Annotated in this window: 17 protein-coding genes; 9 read left to right on the forward strand and 8 right to left on the reverse strand. The window is 42.5% G+C overall.

The window, feature by feature from the left end; genetic code table 11:
* Nucleotides 1-63: 63 nt before the first annotated feature.
* Complete coding sequence (gene chlP / locus LC586_RS18195) at nt 64-1,284, forward strand: geranylgeranyl reductase (RefSeq protein ID WP_229486149.1); 1,221 nt, start codon at nt 64-66, stop codon at nt 1,282-1,284.
* 202 nt (nt 1,285-1,486) lie between these two features.
* On the opposite strand, the gene LC586_RS18200 is transcribed toward chlP, so the two are convergent.
* Nucleotides 1,487-1,681 carry a hypothetical protein gene (locus LC586_RS18200; protein WP_229486150.1) on the reverse strand — a complete coding sequence of 65 codons (195 nt, stop codon included), beginning with the start codon at nt 1,679-1,681 and terminating at the stop codon, nt 1,487-1,489.
* Between the two features lie 165 nt (nt 1,682-1,846).
* Between LC586_RS18200 and LC586_RS18205 the strand changes: the two genes are divergently transcribed.
* Complete coding sequence (locus LC586_RS18205; protein WP_229486151.1) at nt 1,847-2,416, forward strand: hypothetical protein; 570 nt, start codon at nt 1,847-1,849, stop codon at nt 2,414-2,416.
* Between the two features lie 1,114 nt (nt 2,417-3,530).
* Nucleotides 3,531-4,883: a pentapeptide repeat-containing protein gene (locus LC586_RS18210; protein WP_229486152.1), complete on the forward strand. Its 1,353-nt coding sequence runs from the start codon at nt 3,531-3,533 to the stop codon at nt 4,881-4,883.
* A 10-nt stretch (nt 4,884-4,893) separates the two neighbouring features.
* Here the strand turns inward: LC586_RS18210 and LC586_RS18215 are convergent, their stop codons facing one another.
* From LC586_RS18215 to LC586_RS18235, 5 genes are all read right to left on the reverse strand, one after another.
* Nucleotides 4,894-5,508, reverse strand: coding sequence for a Uma2 family endonuclease (locus LC586_RS18215; RefSeq protein ID WP_229486153.1), 615 nt, complete (start codon nt 5,506-5,508; stop codon nt 4,894-4,896).
* A 569-nt stretch (nt 5,509-6,077) separates the two neighbouring features.
* On the reverse strand, nt 6,078-6,698 hold the full coding sequence (locus tag LC586_RS18220) for a restriction endonuclease subunit R (RefSeq protein ID WP_229486154.1): 621 nt from the start codon (nt 6,696-6,698) through the stop codon (nt 6,078-6,080).
* Nucleotides 6,699-7,118: 420 nt separating this feature from the next.
* Nucleotides 7,119-7,895 (reverse strand): type I methionyl aminopeptidase, encoded by a 777-nt coding sequence (gene map / locus LC586_RS18225; RefSeq protein WP_229486155.1) that lies wholly within the window; start codon nt 7,893-7,895, stop codon nt 7,119-7,121.
* Nucleotides 7,895-8,917 carry a Gfo/Idh/MocA family protein gene (locus LC586_RS18230; protein WP_229486156.1) on the reverse strand — a complete coding sequence of 341 codons (1,023 nt, stop codon included), beginning with the start codon at nt 8,915-8,917 and terminating at the stop codon, nt 7,895-7,897. Before LC586_RS18230 ends, map begins: the two co-directional genes overlap by 1 nt.
* 90 nt (nt 8,918-9,007) lie before the next feature.
* Nucleotides 9,008-10,297: an RNA-guided endonuclease InsQ/TnpB family protein gene (locus LC586_RS18235; protein WP_229486157.1), complete on the reverse strand. Its 1,290-nt coding sequence runs from the start codon at nt 10,295-10,297 to the stop codon at nt 9,008-9,010.
* Here LC586_RS18235 and tnpA point away from each other — a divergent pair.
* Nucleotides 10,277-10,684: an IS200/IS605 family transposase gene (tnpA, locus tag LC586_RS18240; RefSeq protein WP_229486158.1), complete on the forward strand. Its 408-nt coding sequence runs from the start codon at nt 10,277-10,279 to the stop codon at nt 10,682-10,684. The two genes, LC586_RS18235 and tnpA, sit on opposite strands and share 21 nt — an antisense overlap.
* A gap of 972 nt (nt 10,685-11,656) precedes the next feature.
* A complete protein-coding gene (locus tag LC586_RS18245; protein WP_100899378.1) occupies nt 11,657-11,956 on the forward strand; it encodes a ferredoxin in 300 nt (99 codons plus the stop codon).
* Between the two features lie 200 nt (nt 11,957-12,156).
* Here the strand turns inward: LC586_RS18245 and LC586_RS18250 are convergent, their stop codons facing one another.
* Entirely contained in the window at nt 12,157-13,746 is a 1,590-nt protein-coding gene (locus LC586_RS18250) for a SpoIID/LytB domain-containing protein (RefSeq protein WP_229486188.1), read from the reverse strand.
* A 334-nt stretch (nt 13,747-14,080) separates the two neighbouring features.
* Here LC586_RS18250 and LC586_RS18255 point away from each other — a divergent pair, with 334 nt between their 5' ends.
* From LC586_RS18255 to LC586_RS18270, 4 genes are all read left to right on the forward strand, one after another.
* On the forward strand, nt 14,081-14,344 hold the full coding sequence (locus tag LC586_RS18255) for a ParB N-terminal domain-containing protein (protein ID WP_012410090.1): 264 nt from the start codon (nt 14,081-14,083) through the stop codon (nt 14,342-14,344).
* A 189-nt stretch (nt 14,345-14,533) separates the two neighbouring features.
* On the forward strand, nt 14,534-15,025 hold the full coding sequence (locus tag LC586_RS18260) for a Dps family protein (protein ID WP_109009651.1): 492 nt from the start codon (nt 14,534-14,536) through the stop codon (nt 15,023-15,025).
* A 261-nt stretch (nt 15,026-15,286) separates the two neighbouring features.
* Nucleotides 15,287-15,961, forward strand: a complete 675-nt coding sequence (grpE, locus tag LC586_RS18265; protein ID WP_229486159.1) for a nucleotide exchange factor GrpE — start codon at nt 15,287-15,289, stop codon at nt 15,959-15,961.
* A gap of 967 nt (nt 15,962-16,928) precedes the next feature.
* Nucleotides 16,929-17,255: an STAS domain-containing protein gene (locus LC586_RS18270; RefSeq protein ID WP_229486160.1), complete on the forward strand. Its 327-nt coding sequence runs from the start codon at nt 16,929-16,931 to the stop codon at nt 17,253-17,255.
* On the opposite strand, the gene LC586_RS18275 is transcribed toward LC586_RS18270, so the two are convergent.
* Complete coding sequence (locus LC586_RS18275; RefSeq protein WP_229486161.1) at nt 17,256-18,392, reverse strand: PP2C family protein-serine/threonine phosphatase; 1,137 nt, start codon at nt 18,390-18,392, stop codon at nt 17,256-17,258.
* Nucleotides 18,393-18,575: the final 183 nt, after the last annotated feature.

Consider the following 18,575-nt stretch of genomic DNA (forward strand, 5'->3'; position numbering starts at 1 on the left):
CAAATCAGCAGAAAGACCGTGGTAGTATGCTCTCGGTAAATGTGAAGATTGGGAGAAAGACCTTTGACACTACGGGTTGCTGTTATTGGGTCAGGCCCTGCTGGTTCATCTGCCGCAGAAACACTGGCAGCCTCTGGGATTGAAACCTACCTGTTTGAGCGGAAGCTAGACAATGCGAAGCCTTGCGGGGGTGCAATTCCCCTATGTATGGTGAGTGAATTTGACTTACCACCAGAGATTATCGATCGCCGGGTACGGAAGATGAAAATGATTTCGCCTTCCAATCGGGAGGTAGATATCAATCTGATAAATGAAGAAGAATATATAGGAATGTGCCGCCGGGAAGTGCTGGATGGCTTTTTGCGCGATCGCGCGGCAAAAGTCGGCGCAAATTTAATTAATGCAACTGTTCATAAACTTGATATACCAGGAAACAATACTGATCCCTATACCATCCATTACGTTGACCATACAGAAGGGATATCACAGGGTATTGCCAAAACCCTGAAGGTGGATCTAATTATTGGGGCGGATGGGGCTAATTCTCGCGTTGCTAAAGAAATGGACGCTGGGGATTACAATTATGCGATCGCTTTCCAAGAGCGAATTCGCTTACCCGAAGACAAAATGGCCTATTATAACGACCTCGCCGAAATGTATGTCGGTGATGACGTTTCTACCGATTTCTACGCTTGGGTTTTCCCCAAATATGACCACGTAGCTGTCGGTACTGGCACAATGCATGTCAATAAAGCCAGCATCAAACAGTTACAAGCTGGTATCCGCGCTCGTGCTTCCGAGAAACTGGCAGGCGGTAAAATCATCAAAGTAGAAGCGCACCCCATTCCTGAACATCCCCGTCCCCGTCGTGTTGTCGGTCGCATCGCTTTAGTGGGTGATGCTGCTGGTTACGTTACCAAGTCTTCTGGCGAAGGTATTTATTTTGCGGCTAAATCTGGGCGGATGTGTGCCGAAACCATTGTAGAAGCATCTAATAGTGGTAGCCGTATTCCTACAGAAGGCGACCTCAAGGTTTACCTGAAGCGTTGGGATAAAAGATATGGACTCACTTACAAGGTGCTGGACATTCTGCAAACCGTGTTCTATCGTTCCGACGCCACCCGCGAGGCGTTTGTGGAAATGTGCGATGACCTCGATGTACAACGGCTAACATTCGATAGCTATCTGTATAAGACGGTCGTCCCAGCGAATCCCATCACCCAACTAAAAATTACTGCCAAAACCATTGGTAGTCTAATTCGGGGTAATGCCCTTGCACCTTAACTGAGTGCGGAATACTGGGAATTCCAACAAATAAATTACCCAATTTTGTGGGGCGGGCATCCAGCCTGTCCATCAATCAGGGTAGGCAAGACTTTAGTAGTGAAAAGACCACACAAACAATAATTCCCGATACCACATTGGCATCGGGAATTTTTAAGAATGAAATAGGTTTTTATTTGTTTTGTGTGTAGGGATATTTTAATTAGTCTTCATCCTCAGAATTATTTATTAATTCTCGCAACCTCCGAATATTATCAGGTGTTACGGTTAGCAGTGTAGGTTCACTAGTACTATTTTCTAGCAGTTCCCTCAAATCATCTTCAGCATTTTTCTTTGCGATAATGAGTGCTACTAAGAAATTAAGTTTTGTATAAATTGATGCTCTTGTAATTTTCATTTTGATATTGTAATTTTTGTACAACTAAACTCAGTATTCTCCGAATAGTAGCTGTTGGCTATGTCGCTGCCCTTTAGAGTAGACCTAAACTCCTGAAAAGAGGGTGATTGCTATAGCTTACGGTTGAGTTTGGTTGATAAAAGCTTTACAAAACACCACAACATTATGATGAACAAGAAAGTGAAAACAAAAACTCAAAACTTTTGTAAACTCGTTTCAGTTTTTACAAGTATCTTTGTGGTTTCGCCAGCCTATGCAAGTGATTGGATTCAATGTGGAAATCTAAGCCAGATCGATGTAAACACTTGTCAGATTCTAAACTATCCAACTAGTAGCTACGAATATGCAATTTCTTATAACACAGCTGAGCCATTACCAGTTGTTTGCACTCAGTGGAATGTGGGAGCAAGGATCTATAACAAACAACCGTATATAATTCAATCTGATAATCCAACGACGAGCATGAGTTATGGAGGCTTTATTTTTTATAGAGGAACACTAGCCTCTGATGATGCCACAGCCACATGTTCTTCTGGACAGTGGCGTCACAAATACTGGCGATTAACTCAGAACAATATAATTGACACAGCCTTGGGGAGTAACGGGTGCTATGGAGCTGAAACTCCAGTCTTCTGTCGCGCACGCAAAGAAGCATCCACCAATAACATTTTGAACTTTGAACAAAAGAGATTAGCTCTGCTTCCTGACAGTAGTCTGCTAAAAAGTAATAGATAACGAGATGTGCGACTTTCTTTCAAACCTAACCCCCAACCCCTTATCTACCAGGTAAGCGGAGCAAAAATTAAAGCCTCTCGAACTGCGGGGGAGAGGAATGGAAGCGGGGTTCCAAGAATAAGTCGCACATCATGTTCATCAAAATTCTTAATTGTGGTAACTTGCTGGCACAAGCTATAGCGCTTCTGGGTTGAGTCCAATATAGACCTAACCCCCAGCCCCTTCCCTGCAAGGGAAGGGGAGTAAGATTCAAAGCCTCTCTCCTTTTAGGAGAGAGGTTTGGAGAGAGGTCAAAGTTCTGTATAGCAGAAACTCACCTATGATCAGAGATAGTTGTAGCGGGAGCAACTAGATGCCAGTCGTAGTAGCCAAGTTGTATGTAGAATATCGAAATGATGCTTATTGGGTTATAGATACCCGAATTTCCCTTAACTCTGTTGTATATGCCCATCCATTGTGGGCAGTCACCTGAAAGCATTGTTCAGTCTTTCCCCCTACTGACACTTGAACAAGTTTATGGAGCGATCGCCTTTTATAAGAAATATGCCGAAAACCCTTGAGGAATAGCAACGTAGTTGCGTATTCCGTACTTCAGGTAAGGGATGAAGGGTGCTTTGATGATAAGATGGTTTGAACAGGTAGGGTAATTAACCTGTTTAAAAACCCGATGTTGCCTAACGGCAGTCTGAACCTTGACAATTGAATCTATGCGCTTCTACTGCATTGTTCTAGTTCCTCCTAGCAGTAGGTAAAAGATTCATAGGGCTAGACGAATCAGAATTTTGAAACAAATCGTTTCAGTTAAACAGAACTTGCAGCAATGCAACTACCGAGGGGCACTCGGAAAGTTAACGCTTGGGGAGAGTCCCACCTCTGGGCTAGGTAACGCAAGGAACCTAGTTTAAGTGGTCTCGTTGAACCAAGAATCCCCGCTCTAAAGAGACGGGGAGTGTCAACAAGCCGATGCTGATTTGAATCAGGCGATCGTGACCAATAATTCATAATTCATAATTCATATAGCGTTTCTCAGTCGTATGGAATAGAGGTTTTTGGTTTAGTGCAATTTCTGATAAAACAGATGTTGTTGTGAACCTGCTGGGGCAAAATAGAAGACATGACGATTGATTCCAATTCCTCTAATCTACCAACCCCAGAACCAGTTCCAGAAAACGACTTGCAACCAGATGACTTTGACGGGAGTGCAAGTGAGAAGAACCTAAGCTCAGAAGCACTAGCTACACAACAAGCCCTAGCGGCGATCGCATCTTTGCAATCTCCGCAACATACAACTGCTCTAAAACTTGCCCGTTCTGACTTCAAGCAACCCACTACCAATCAATTCACAGTTAAGCCGAGGGCATTGCTGATTACTATAGTAGCGATCGCCATCACTTTTATCGGAGTTATCCTTAATAACTGGATCATCGGCATTGTGGGAACGCTGATGACTTTGCTGTTATCCCTCGCGATATTATTGCCTTGGTTGCAAGTAGTTTTAAACGAGTGGTTTTCACCCCAAGAACGCACCCTGTTTGTTGCCTTTTTAGGACTAATAGTAGCCATCATCGGCTTGATCAGGTTCACAGGTGTAGGCGATCGCTTGCTTGTTTGGGGACGCCAAATTAACTGGGATATTGCTGGAACCCTAGCAGATTGGTTTGGTGCTTTGGGGCAAATTCTGATCGCCGTCATCGCCGTTTACGTGGCATGGCGACAATATGTCATTTCCAAAGACTTGACAATTCAGCAAAACCTGCTAACAGTTCAGCAAAATATTATCACCCAGCAACAGACAATTGATTCCTATTTCCAAGGCGTTTCAGACTTAGTATTAGATGAAGAAGGATTATTAGAAGATTGGCCTCAAGAGAGAGCGATCGCCGAAGGACGCACTGCGGCAATTTTAAGTAGTGTTGATGGCAGTGGTAAAGCGAAAATTCTCCGCTTTCTTTCACGTTCTAAGTTGCTCTCACCCCTAAAACGCGATCGGCTATTAGGTCGAGCCATTCTCAATGGAACTGGCGGATATGCAGAAGACCGCCTCGAAGGTGTGCGCGTCATCGATTTAGGCGTAATGCTAGCCGCAGCAGACCTTTCTGGTACTGATTTACGTTGGACTGATCTGAGCGAAGCTAATCTTGTCCGCGCTAACCTGAGCGGTTGTGATTTAGTAAAAGCCAACCTCTCCCGTACTATTTTATATAGTACTAATCTCAGTGGTGCCGACATCAACGGGATTCGCCTATTTTACGGTGTAGTGGATAAAGCATCACCCCGTAGTCGCACTCAACCACCAAATTATCAAACCGGCGAACACACTGGCGCTGTGGTGGAAAATGCCGATTTCAGCAATGTGCAACGCATGTCTGAGTCTACACGTAACTACTGTTGCGCTTGGGGTGGTGAAAAAACTAGAGGTACTATCCCTGGTGGTTGTGAAAATATTCCTAATAAGTTGGGACGATAATTATAAAAAATTAGTTAGCCGCATTAAAAATCTGCTGTGCAGTTAAATTTAATTGGGGAAAGGTAGGTGATGAAATCGCGGTGTTACCTTGAAACGCTGTCATTTGATATTCACCATCAACTAATTCGCACACAAAAATAGTGGGTTGTTTGGGATTACCGATGAACTTTCTTGCACCCAATGCAGCATAATCAGCAATCCAATATTCGAGAATGCCCATTTCTTCATAATCCCTAAGTTTATTGTAGTAATCATCTCGCCAGTTAGTTGAAACAACTTCAATAACTATTGGAACCGATGCTGCTTGGCTTACTGTTGACTGTTTTTGAAAAAGCGGTTCATTGTCGAGATTATCAAGATTTAGCAGCAACACATCAGGCGAATAAGCGGATTCGGCAGAAGGAGTTTTGACTAATGCGGTTTTGGGAATTCCGTAAGGTAAATTAAGACGATCAAACTCCACGGTTAATTTCCGCGACAAAAATGCAATAACTTTTTCATGCGAACCGGTTGGAGGCGGCATTTCAATAATTACTCCTTTGTGCAACTCATAGCGTTTTCCATCGTTGGGATACCATTCAATAAATTCATTGAAGGTTAGTAATTTTGGCAACGCTTGGGTCATAATCTTACCTCCATATATGTTTTACTTTATCATGCAATAAATGTTGATTAGGATTACAAATATATTAAATGGCTTTATGTAAATTCTTGGGGGTTGCCTAAATTCAATCAACGACTGCCCGAATTCAATCAACGACTGCCCGAATTCAATCAACGACTGCCCAAATTCAATCAACGACTGCCCAAATTCAATCAACGACTGCCCAAATTCAATATAGGAACTTAGTACACGTCACCCTAAAAAAGGGTCGAAATTTAATTTTTTGTAGGTTGGGTTGAGGAACGAAACCCAACAAGCGCGGAAACGTTGGGTTAAGCGGAGCGAAACCCAACCTACAGTTAGTATTTCTAACGCTTCTAGGTTCAGCTGACTTTTCACGTTATGTGGAAAAGTCCACCAAAAACCTAACCCCCTAACCCCCAACCCGTGGCGGGAAGGGGGAAAATTCAAAGTCTCTCTCCTTAAAGGAAGAGAGAAATAGAAGTGAGGTTTTCCAGATGACCTGAATTGTCAGCTAGGTTCAGAACTAGAGCAGCAATATTGCTCTTAATTATTCTAACTACCTTTGATCAGGCAAAAGTCAATTGACTAATACGCTTCAAAATCTGGAGTACATTATATAACTCATTACCACGGTTACGGACATCAAAAATATCTGAAGTGGCATAGCGAGGAGGATGACCTTTAAGCAGTTTAATGAACATAAAACTGCCACCAGAAGTAATCATCCCAAATACTACATCTTGTGACTGGGGAGCAGCCAGCGTATATGCCAAAATTTGGTCAAGTCCTGCTTCTACCGAATAAGCAACCTGTTTAGACTCAATAACTGTTACCCAAAATTTTTGATTTAGAAGTAAGAAGTCAATTCGTCCTTTGATGATAGTTTGGTTGTCTTGTGTTTCAATCTCGATAGATTTCTCTAATTTGAGGTGAAAAGGAGATAAATAAAACTTGCCAATGAATAGCAGTGGCGATAAAACAATCGTGTTAACTGTATTTTCTAATAAAGGCGGATAGTTTCGTACATTTATGTAACCTGCCTTTATTTGATCCAATAGCTGCTTTTCTAAGCTTGTCAGTTCTGGTAGGTCATCTTGCCACTCTCGAAAGAATTCTTCCGAATCAACTAACTCTAATCCATAGAGCAATATTAGTTGCTCAAGTGTAACGCATTCCCCACGGATCAATCCGGGGGCTTTTAGCAGCCCTGAGAAATAGCGGTTTAGTTCCTATACAGGTTCCGAAACACTATCCCCCGAACCTAAGCGGCGCGGTTACGATTGAACAGAGGATGGACTCATCCCCACGCCCCAAAAATACATTGGTTTGGCGATAAGCCAAGCAATGTGTTTCTACCCACTATGAGACTACGCGACAGTCTCTTATCTACTGGAAAGCTGTTTCTGCTGGGTAGGCAGTGCCTTGTCCTATTTGGATATAACAATATTCTCTCATGGTTCGCTGTATTTTTGACGGCGAAAAAGAAAGCCCGCGCCTTGCCCCCATGTCGCATCTTGGGGCTTCCTCGGCGCGGATAATTCGGTGACGTTTTCCGCAGCAAGAGTTTCAACCATTATGTTAATCAAGGAGTAGAAAAATCTACCAGTCTAGTAATTCTCGCCTTCAGGTAGGGTGAGGATTTCAACGCCATCTTCAGTTACAGCTAAGGTATGCTCACATTGAGCAGAAAGCTTGCGATCGCGCGTTACCGCAGTCCATTTATCGCCCAGAACCTCGACTTCGTAAGTGCCTTCGTTAATCATTGGCTCAATAGTAAAAACCATCCCTGGTCTGAGGCGCTTACCCTTACCCCGTGTACCATAGTGGGGAACATCCGGCGCAGTGTGGAAAATGTTACTGATGCCGTGTCCAACGAAATCTCGCACTACAGAAAAGCCTTGTCCTTCTGCATACTCTTGAATAGCTGCACCAATGTCTCCAATGCGTGCCCCAGGTTTAACTTCAGCAATACCCAAGCGCAAACACTCTTCTGTCACCTCTACCAACTTTCTCGTTGTTGGAGAAGGAGTACCGACAAAGAATGTCTTAGATGTATCGCCGTGGTAACCCTCAACAATCGGCGTCACATCAATATTAATAATGTCACCATCCTTGAGAATTTGCTTGGCATTGGGAATGCCGTGACAAATTACCTCATTTACACTGGTGCAAATTGATTTAGGATAGCCTTTATAGCCAAGAGGTGCGCTTTTTGCTCCATGCGCTTGCGTCCAACGTTCGGCTTCATCATTTAGTTCAAGAGTGCTAACCCCTGGCTTCACAAACGGTTCGAGATGCTGGAGAAGTTTAGCAGCTAAACGCCCAGCTTGACGCATTTTGTCTAATTCTCGTTGCGATAAAATAACAATTAGTTCGGTTTTCATTAACTTTTATCTAAAGTATCTTTCATAAAAATAGTTAACCCTGTCTTTGCAGCTCTTTGTGCAGCATCAGCAACCTTTAGGGTATACAAGCTCTCCTCTGGGGTAACGTACAAAGGAGTGCCATCAAAAAGATGGTCTAACACCATACTCGTGTCTTTGGCGAACAAACCCCGGCGAGGGCCAACCTCTATAGGTGTTGTTTCCCCTGGCTGGATGAACATTCCTGTGTCACCATCAAAAATTAAACCACCTTTTTCACCGTGAACTTCAAACTTGCGTTCTGATTGCCAAATAGTTTCGCCTTTACCATAGACTACTTGGGCTAAAAGTCCGCTAGTAAAGTACAGTTGACTAATGCAAAAACAAGTTTGGTAATATTCTGGTTCTATTTCCCAATATCGCTGGTGACAGTTAACAGTCAATACTTTACCAAATAAATCGGTGAGACGATGTAAGCGGGACAGCGCACCAATTAAAGGGAAGCCGAAAAGCTCATGGTTATAAGTCCATTTGCGGGGTGCAGGATTCTGGGGATTGATGGTACTGTAGCGAACATAAAACACTTCACCAATTTTGGCTAAGTTTTTCTTCAAGGCTTGATGCAAACCACCCAAAAGTTCTAGGTGTTCAACGTGCAGGAGTTTTTGTTGTGCTTTGGCTAAGGCAATCAGTTCTTCTGCTTCGACTACATCCAATGAAAGAGGATACTCTACAATTACATGTTTGCCGTTGGTAAGTGCTGCACGAGCGATCGCACCATGATCTCGGTTGATAGTGGAAATCACCACCAGGTCTATATCTTCACGCTCTACTAGCTCTTGCCAAGAACTCAACGCTTCAATCTGGTACTCTTTGGCAAAGGTTTCTGTTGTTTCTGCGGTATGACCAACAGCTGCGATTAACTGCGATCGCATTCCCTCATTATGGAGCAATGTCTCAGCTCGAAACTTTGCCGCATACCCAGTACCCACCAAACCTACACGCACTTTTGCTTTTTCCAAAGCTGCTTCTGAATTATACATGATCCTCACTAGTTCTGTTTTTGATTCTTTCACGCTTCTAGTGGTGAGATTCTCTCTTCGTGACAACTCTCACCGCTAACTGCTTTTCAGTTAGCGGGAGCATCTCAAATTTACAAATGAGACTTGCTGCTTCATAGGCTGACTGCTGTCTAAGCCTCTACAGCCAGGAATCGGTAGTCCAACCGACCCACGCTTTAAAAGATTCAATGCGCTGTTCCAGTCCCTATCTATAACTAGTCCACAAGAACAACTATGCTCGCGTTTGGCAAGGGTTTTTTCGACCCTTTCACCACAACCAGAACAATTAATACTAGTCCCTCTAGGATCAACTCCAAGTGTTAGCTTGCCGCGTTTTACCGCCACTGCTTGCATAATTTCTAGGAACGCCGACCATGCAACATCGAGTATTGATTTAGCTAATCGTGTTCTAGCTAATCCTCTAATGTTCAAATTTTCAAAAATAATCAAATCATAGGAATTAACCAACCAATGTGCGACATGATAATGAAACTCTTTTCTTTGTCTTGCAACGTGCAAGTGAAGTCTAGCTACCTTCGAGGCTTGTTTTTGGTAGTTTTTAGACCCTTTAGTAAGACGAGCAAGGTGGCGTTGAATACGTGCTAACGTAGATTGCGCCTTGCGGTAATACTGCGGGACTTCAATACTTTGCCCATCAGCAGTAGTTAAAAACTTCTCTAACCCGACATCTATACCCGTGGCAGACTTGATTTTATCAACAGACAAAGCATCGGGAACAGTTTTATCTTTTGCATAGAAACTGCAATACCATCCATCGGCTTTACTTAAAATTGTCGCCTGTTTAATTTCAAAACCATCTGGAATAGGACGATGCAAGATGACCTCAATCTCACCAATCTTGGACAACTTGAGAATATTACCCGTTAAGTGTGCGCCTGCTTTGGGTGAATTGACGCGGGGAAACGTGAATGAGGAAATATCACCTTGTTTTTTGAATCGTGGCTTACCTCCCCTTTTGCCGTTTTTGTCAGGCACTAACCACCGTTTCCACGCCTTGTCCAATCTCATCAGGTTCTGTTGTTGGCAGTCGGCATAGATATTCTTGTAGTCGGGGTATAGATATGAAGTCTGTTTAAGGTCTGATGCCTGTGTATAGTAATCAACTTTACTTGGAATCTCACCAATTGGCTCAGAAAGCAAACTGCATCGGTCAATGCGTGACCTTGTACGCTTTAACCCGTCCAACCTCTGCCCTAGCGCATAGTTCCAGTGACGACGCAGCAACTCGCCCCAGGTTTCAAGAATGACAACCTGTTTGGGATTGGGATTGAGTTTGTACTGGTAGGTGAGTAACATATAGTCATAATACCATTTGGTGGCATGACTTACAATATAGGACATAGAGCAGTTTATAGCCTCAATATTCATTTAGTGCTTGTCACTAAATACCGCAGAAAGGTCATCAATCAAGCAATACTCAAACGCCTACAAGAGATATTTGAGAACACCTGCATTAAGTGGAGGAGCAAGGTTACAGAGTACAACGCTTTGGAAGACCATGTTCACTTGGTTATTAGTTACCCGCCGGACGTGGAAGTAAGCAAGCTGGTGAACAATCTTAAAACAGTATCCAGTCGTCTAATTCGCAAAGAGTTTAACGAACACGTTAATCGGTTCTACAGTAAACCCGTATTTTGGACAGGTGCATACTTCGTTGCTTCGTGCGGCGGTGTCACACTTGAAGAACTTAAATCTTATGTTGAGAAGCAAAGCAGCCCAAGCAATTAACACAATTGCTGACTTCGGGGGCATTGAACCCCACTCAGTCAGCCCTCCTATCCCCCATCACCGACAATCGGAGTACCGATGTGCCGGGAGTACCCCGGAGGTTTAGATGGAAAATCGAATAACTTCACCAGTCTAGACCCTACAACATTGGTACTAGGGAGGGTTTTCAAAACTATAACCCAATACAGTTCAGTTAAGCATTTCTTTCTTCTCTTCCTTTGCGTTCTTTGCGTCCTTTGCGGTTCGTTAAACAAATTGACTTTGACTAATATTTAAGCCTTAACTGAACCGTATTGAACTATAACCATAAAAGAATAAAGACGTTGGCGCAGCCATCGCCTTCTGTTGCGTCCGCTATGCGTAGCTTGCTTCCCCGTAGGGATACGGCAAGGCTTTTCTACCAGAGGCTAGGCCAACGCACTTAAATTTACGGAGTTGCTACGGTATTTTTTTAATTACCAACTCAATGCTTATTTCTTGCTCATGATATTGATAAAACTTACGCAAACTCTACGATTCTTCTCTACGAGACGCTGCGCGTTGGCGGAAGCCTCTCGTAGAGATGGCGGTTCGAGAAATTAAGCTTTTTAGGACTTTTTGCGTAAGTTCTAATTGAGAAAATCTCTACCTGATCGAATGAAACAGCCCTACTTTTTAAGGGAAGTGGGGATTTCTTCTGCGTAAGTCCTACAAAATACAAGTGGCATTAATCCTATTCGTATTTCTTATCGATTAAGATAACTTTTTCTAATTACAGCCTGACTAGGGCAGAAAATAATATAAATAAAACTTATCAGGATTAAGCAACTAAATTTCATTACTAATCGGGTTCAATTTCCAGTTACATAGTTTAATTTTTCTCGTAGTATCAGAATTGAAGCAAATTTGAACCAACGGCTAATCCCACAGAACAGCCGTGACCTTTGCCTAAAGATAACTTATACTACCGTTTGCAAAAGAGAGGATTAGTCAATGCCAACCTATAAAGTGACACTAGTCAACGAGGCTGAAGGACTTAACACAACAATTGACGTTCCTGATGATGAATATATTCTAGACGCTGCTGAAGAACAAGGTATTGACCTGCCTTACTCTTGCCGCGCTGGTGCTTGCTCGACCTGTGCAGGTAAACTCGTATCGGGTACTGTTGATCAGAGTGACCAGTCATTCTTAGATGACGATCAAATAGAAGCTGGATATGTACTGACCTGTGTCGCTTACCCAACTTCTGATCTGACAATCCAAACTCACAAAGAAGAAGAACTCTACTAAGAGTTAGGCCCCTCAACAATAAACCTCTTGCAAGAGTTAGTGATGTTGAAACAATAGAAGCATCGCATCTAGTGTCAACGCCCTTTCAATGCCGTGTCTATAAAGCGACTTTGACAAAAAGCCTAATTTAGTGTTGAGCAGGAACACAGTAAATTTTGTGTTCCTGCTTGATTTTTTAAGTATGGAATTTTCCGATTAGCTTAAAGTTTAGTCTCTTTGCTGAAAATCTGAATCTGAGTACCAGGATAGTAAAATTGCAGAATTTTCTGACTCGACCAACCTAATTTAGCTAAATTTTGAGCGCCAGTTTGACTCAAGCCGACTCCATGTCCTAATCCACCACCAATAAAGGCGTATCCCCACAGTTCGGGTTTTCCTTTGTTTAAAGGTTCTATGTAAAATAGCGTACTTCTAGGAGCAGCAAAGGCACTACGAACTTCGTCTTTGTGGAGAACAAAAGTGCTGTTATCAGTTTTAACGGCAAGTTCAAGGATACGCCCACTCTGGCTTCGCTTCACTACTGCCATAGCCTGAATTGTTTTAAATTTGGCATAGGGACTGTTTTTCACCTGCAAAAATTTCTGCAAGTCCTTGGTAATATCCTCTAAAGAGGTTTCCTTGTGCCAACGAAACATATCCCACTTGCTTTCATTAAATCCTTGTTGCGTATTAATAAATTTTTGGAAGTTCTTTTCATCTGCTAAACTCTGCTTAGATAAGTTCCAAAAATTAGTCGCGGCATCCAGTACAGGGCGCAGATAGGGACGATCATCGCCATTCCAGACATCGCTGAAGGAGGCAGTAACGCCGCCAGTGGTGGAAGAATAAAGGGCGTCTACTAGTTCGTTTTTATAGGTTACTACCTTACCCCTGGTTGAGGCGATCGCTCGGTCTGTTTTGGCCGCCGCTCCATTCAGCCCATAATAAACTTGGCAGTGAGTATCAGCACACAACTGATAGTTATCTGCGGCGAACCTGCGTAAATTTCTTAAAGCATAAGTCCGAGCGAGAATTGCCTGGGCTTCCAGCGCTGCTGTTGGTGCATTTGTGCCTATTTCATAAGGCACAACCCCACGCAAATAAGTTTCTAAAGGTACTTGGTTAACTAGAGTGTATGTGCCATAAGCATTAGGCTGCAAATTCAGTCGTCCGGCATAAAGACGAGCATTCTCTTGTTTTTCGCTTTTATTCACCCGAATCAAGTTTTTCTCAGTGCTAATTTCCAAATCATTCGGGCTATAGCGGTTACCATCCACCACCCAACTAACTCGCGGCACTTGTTTTAAAATCTTAGTATCAAGATATACTTTTTCTTTGGTAGAAGCTTGGATGTTTTGCAATAGCAAGCGTCGCAGTAAAGGAGTGCTATAAACATCTCGTTTTGCCCAAACCTGCCAACGTTCTGGCTGGGCTATTTCCACTTCCATTCCTTGAGAACGCCATTTATTAGCACTGTCTTCTGCAGTTTCAAAGGTGCGGTATGTGCCCAAAACTATCACTTCTTCGACTGCTGGCTGGGGTAAAGCCTGCATAACTGTTTCCAGCTTTACAGGGTTCTTGGTAACCAGGGTTTGCTGCTTGTTGCCCGTAAGAAATTTTAGCTTTAAGCGATCGCCTTTTGTGGGTTCTAGTTGCAGCTTGGCTGTGGGTTGTGAGCCAAATCGCTGCACAATCCCAATTTTCAGTTCCATACCCTGGATGTTACTTTCAGGCCCTGATGCAGCAGTTAGTCCCAATAGACAAAATGTGGCCAGTACAGTGTGGGAAAAACGCCAAAGCGAAAATTTCATAGCTACCTGATAACGTACCCCTACTCTTAAGCAAGCTACACGCAGCGTCTCTAAGAATTGCGATCGCGAGTAATCGTTCGTTGCGTGGTCACTGAGCTTCTTGTACTGAGCGCAGTCGAAGTATGTCGAAGTGCAGCGTCTCATAGAGAGCCTATTCTGCCCCTTAATGCAGTGTTGGAGCTGATTTTTTAATTGCTTTGTAGTGCGGTTTTTTTGTCGCATGAGTGCTCCAATGATACCATTAGCAGTTTTGCCCAAAGTAGTTGCAAAACGTAGTCATAATGACTATGATTTATTTAGAGACACAAAACAGAACTAGTTGGATAAACTCCTTATGGTTAGAGTCCAAGAAATTCCATTAAATCAGATAAAACGGCCGTTGCCCCGTGCAAACGATCCAAATAAAGTGCAAGCCTTAATGGAATCGATTGCGGAAATTGGGCAGCAAGAACCTATAGATGTCCTAGAAGTAGATGGACAATATTATGGCTTTTCTGGTTGCCATCGGTATGAGGCTTGCCAGCGTTTAGGCAAAGAAACCGTTTTAGCCAGAGTCCGTAAAGCACCCCGCAGCGTTTTAAAGATGCACTTGGCATAGAGAATGGGAGTGGGAAGAGACACCATTAATCGCGTCTGTACTAGGGAGTGGGGGGATGAGGGGGATGAGGGAGCAGGGGGAGCAGACGGACAAGGAGAATAACCATACCCAATGGTCAATGCCCTATGCCCCATGCCCCATGCCCAATTCCCAATCCCCAATTACATATAACCTAATTAGGAGAAAATTATGTCATCGAAAGTAACAGTCAAAAATGTAAATATAGGCATTGACGAGGCGAGTAGGGCTAAAATTGCCGAGGGTTTATCTCGCCTGTTGGCTGACACTTATACACTTTATCTGAAAACTCATAACTTCCATTGGAATGTAACGGGGCCGATGTTCCAAACATTGCATTTGATGTTTGAGACCCAGTATACAGAATTAGCTTTAGCAGTTGATTTAATTGCCGAGAGGATTAGAGCGCTTGGCTATCCCGCACCGGGAACCTACAGCGAATATGCCAAACTGAGTTCGATTCCAGAAACTCCCGGAGTTCCTAAAGCTGTGGAAATGATCGGTTTACTAGTGGAAGGACAAGAAGCCGTAGTCCGAACTGCACGGTCTATTTTCCCTGTGGTAGAGGAAGTTAACGACGAACCTACCGCCGATTTATTAACTCAACGGATGCAAGTACACGAAAAGACAGCTTGGATGTTGAGAAGTTTACTGGAAGAATAGTATTGGGGAATGGGGTGTAGGGAGCAGGGGAGGCAGGGGGAGCAGGGAGAAAAGTTGTCCCAATACGGTTCGGATAAGGTTTTTTGATGACACGCCCTAGATCGCAAAGACGCCGTATCGCGTCTTTACAATAATCAGTCCTTTGTAGAGACGGCGATTTATCGCGTTTCTTGCCTTAACCGAACCGTATTAAGAGTTGTCCCCTCTGCCCCCCGCACCCCGCTCCTCTGCCTCTTCCCAATTCCCAATGCCCAATTCCCGATGCCCAATTCCCAATTCCCAATGCCCAATTCCCAAAAGTTGCAAGATTTAATGCAACAGGCGGGGATTCCTAGTTTCAAAGCGCTGAGTCGCGCTGCTGGCGTCTCAGAGCGTCAGCTTTTGCGGTTACGCCAAGGAAAGCTTGAGCAGATGCGGGTAGATGTACTGCTTAAGCTGTCGCCAGTGCTACAAATTTCATTGAATGAATTAATCGCAACTTTTTCAACCGTAGAGTTGTTACAAGAGAAAGCAGCGCCTACTCAGGAATTATTAGAAGAAATTGCAGATTTAAGAAAAGAGTACCAGCGATCGCAGCAACAAATAGAACAACAGCGAGAGATATTACTACAAGAACTCCAGCAGTCAAGTTTGCAACTGCTGGAGTCTTTATTATTGCAATGGCCAACAGCAGCACAGAAAGCGCAGGAGAATCTCCAGCTAGCAGCAGTCAAAATAGTACCGTTGGTGCAAAAACCTCTAGAAAAGCTTTTACAGGCGTGGGGGGTGGAAGCGATCGCACCCGTGGGAGCAGAATTACCTTATGACCCCCAACTGCACCAATTAATGGAGGGAACTGCACAACCTGGAGAAATAGTCAAGGTGCGCTACACTGGCTACCTTCAAGGTGAGAAGCTGCTTTATCGAGCTAAAGTAAGTCCTCTTAGAGAGAGTTAGAAGGCAAATTTTCGTCTTTCTCTAACTTCACAGAGGAATGCCGTATTTTAGAGGTTGTTTGAAAAGTATTAGGCGAATATAATTCGCTACTACACAGGCGAACGCGAATAGCGTCTTGCTGAGAAGGGGCTGACCCAATACGGTTCAGTTAAGGCTTAAATATTAGTCAAAGTCAATTTGTTTAACGAACCGCAAAGGACGCAAAGAACGCAAAGGAAGAGAAGAAAGAAATGCTTAACTGAACTGTATTGGGGGCTGACCTTGGCGCTGCTGAAAGCAATTTTTTTAGTAGAGTTTTTTAATCTAGACAGGAATTATTGCAATTATGTAAGTAATCGGGCATAAATAAATGTAAATGCAAATTACCATTATCCATTATATTGATATTAAAACTTTTTACCCAGCAATGACGACTAGTTTGATAATGTTTATTGGACAAATCTCAGTTTTTCAAAAACTTTTGGCAAATTATCCAAAAAGCTGGAACTTTTGCTTGTAGTTAAATATTGGACTCTAAACATAAGATGTATTTCGGTTACTTTTACTTGGTCATTTGCTAATAATTAGGCAATATTTAGTTAAATAAAAATTAGTTTTTGATAAACAATCATATCATGTTCGCTTGATTACTTATTAAACCCGAAGAACCCCACCCCGACAATCATCGCTTCGTCTCCCCTCCTGCTTGCGGGGAGGGGAGATTTTGGGGAGCCAGTGCGGTCTTGGGGTCTCCCCAAGTGGAGCCGGATAGCGTGTGGGGTGCAATGACTGTGGAAATCATAACTAATTATGCGAACATGATATCAAATAAAAATATTTATAGTTTATCTTCCCTTCTTTTAGTATTACTTATCAATAAATATTCAGCAGTAAAGTATGATTTTTTTTAAGCATTTTTAAATTTTATATTATGGGTATATAATAGCAAAATCAGAGCATCATTTACAAAAATCAGCATGACATAATTATGATAGAAGAAGTGAAAATTATTAAGCTCACCGGAAATTTAAACGCCACAACTTCACAAGATTTTCGACAAAATATTACTGAAACTTTAAAAGTCGGGACAAAAATTGTGTTAGTTGATTTTCAAGATGTAACATTTATGGATAGTTCCGGTTTGGGGGCTTTAGTATTAGCTTTTAAGACCTTGCGGGCAGCGGATAGTAAGCTTGTTCTCTGCTCAATTAATGAGCAAGTCAGGATATTATTTGAACTGACTAATATGGATAAAGTGTTTGAAATATTTCCTAGCCAAGACGCATTTAATCAGGTTTTAGTGTCAAAGACTTAATTAATCAAATTTAATTTGCAAGATAGATAAATCATCATCAAAAGCATCTTTGGAGTTTAGAGCGATTAAATAACTCAGTACGTGATCGAGTTGGCAATCAACCGGATTTTGTAAGCTAACTAGTAGCTGAATAAAAGCATCCAAACTCCAAAGTGTGCCATCTGGTTTAGTGATTTCATAAGCACCATCACTAAAAATGTAAAGGGTACTGAATTTTTCAATATTGTAAAACCCATCAACATATTTTGCTTCTGGAAACATCCCAACTGGCATACCGGGGGTTTTCAAGAGTTGAACTTCAGACTTTCTTGGAGATGTGCCAGTTACTAAAACAGATGGTGGATGACCTGCACTAGCATAAATTAACTGGCTGTTGGTTCGGTTGTAAACTCCATACCAAATCGTAAAGTATTTGTCATTTTGATAATTCATCTGAAAGGTATCATTCAAAGCCTTCAACACATCGCTAGGTTGATAATAATTTAGGCTTTTTAGCGCACGGGAACGCAGGAGATTTAGCACTGAAACAGAGGGAAGAGTAGCTTTGAGTCCATGTCCGGCGGTATCGAGTAAGTAAATTGCCAGACAATCCTCATCAAGCCAATAGTAGTCGAAGCAGTCACCGCCGAGTTGCCGCGAGGGAATGAATCGGAAATTTATATTGAAGGGTTCAGTCATGGGAAGAGGCAGGAGCGATCGCACATATTCTGCGGCTTCTGACATTTCTGATTCTAAAAGCAACTTTTGAGCCTGCAAATCTCTACTCAACTGATGCAGACGTAATCCCGCTCTTACCCGTGCTTGTAATTCATTATGCTCAATAGGTTTAGAAATAAAATCATCAGCACCAGCATCTAGACCTTTGACGCAATCGGCAACCGAATCTAAAGATGTTAATAAAATAAAGAATGTGGTGGAAAATTTGGGATCTTTCTTAATGTGGTGGCAGACTTCCAAACCAGTTAACCCTGGCATGATCCAATCACAAATAATTAGTGCTGGACGGTAAGCCACTGCTTTTTCTATCCCTTCCTCACCGCTACTGGCAGTCACTACCTGATAACCCTGTTTTTCCAACATCCTTTTCAGAAGTATTTTTATTGAATAATCATCATCAATTACTAATATTTGAAACATAAAAAATGTAGTAAATACTAATTAATAAATTACTGGAAAAATAGATACTAAAATAGTATATTGACTAATGAGTTAGTAGTTTTAATAAAAAGATACTAAGCTGATATGCGTCTAAATTATATAAACATTCTTTATAATCGTTGACGGTTGACGGTTATCGGTCATCAGTCAACGGTCAACAGT

It is taken from the genome of Nostoc favosum CHAB5714, from assembly GCF_020829495.1.
GTDB lineage: Bacteria > Cyanobacteriota > Cyanobacteriia > Cyanobacteriales > Nostocaceae > Nostoc > Nostoc favosum.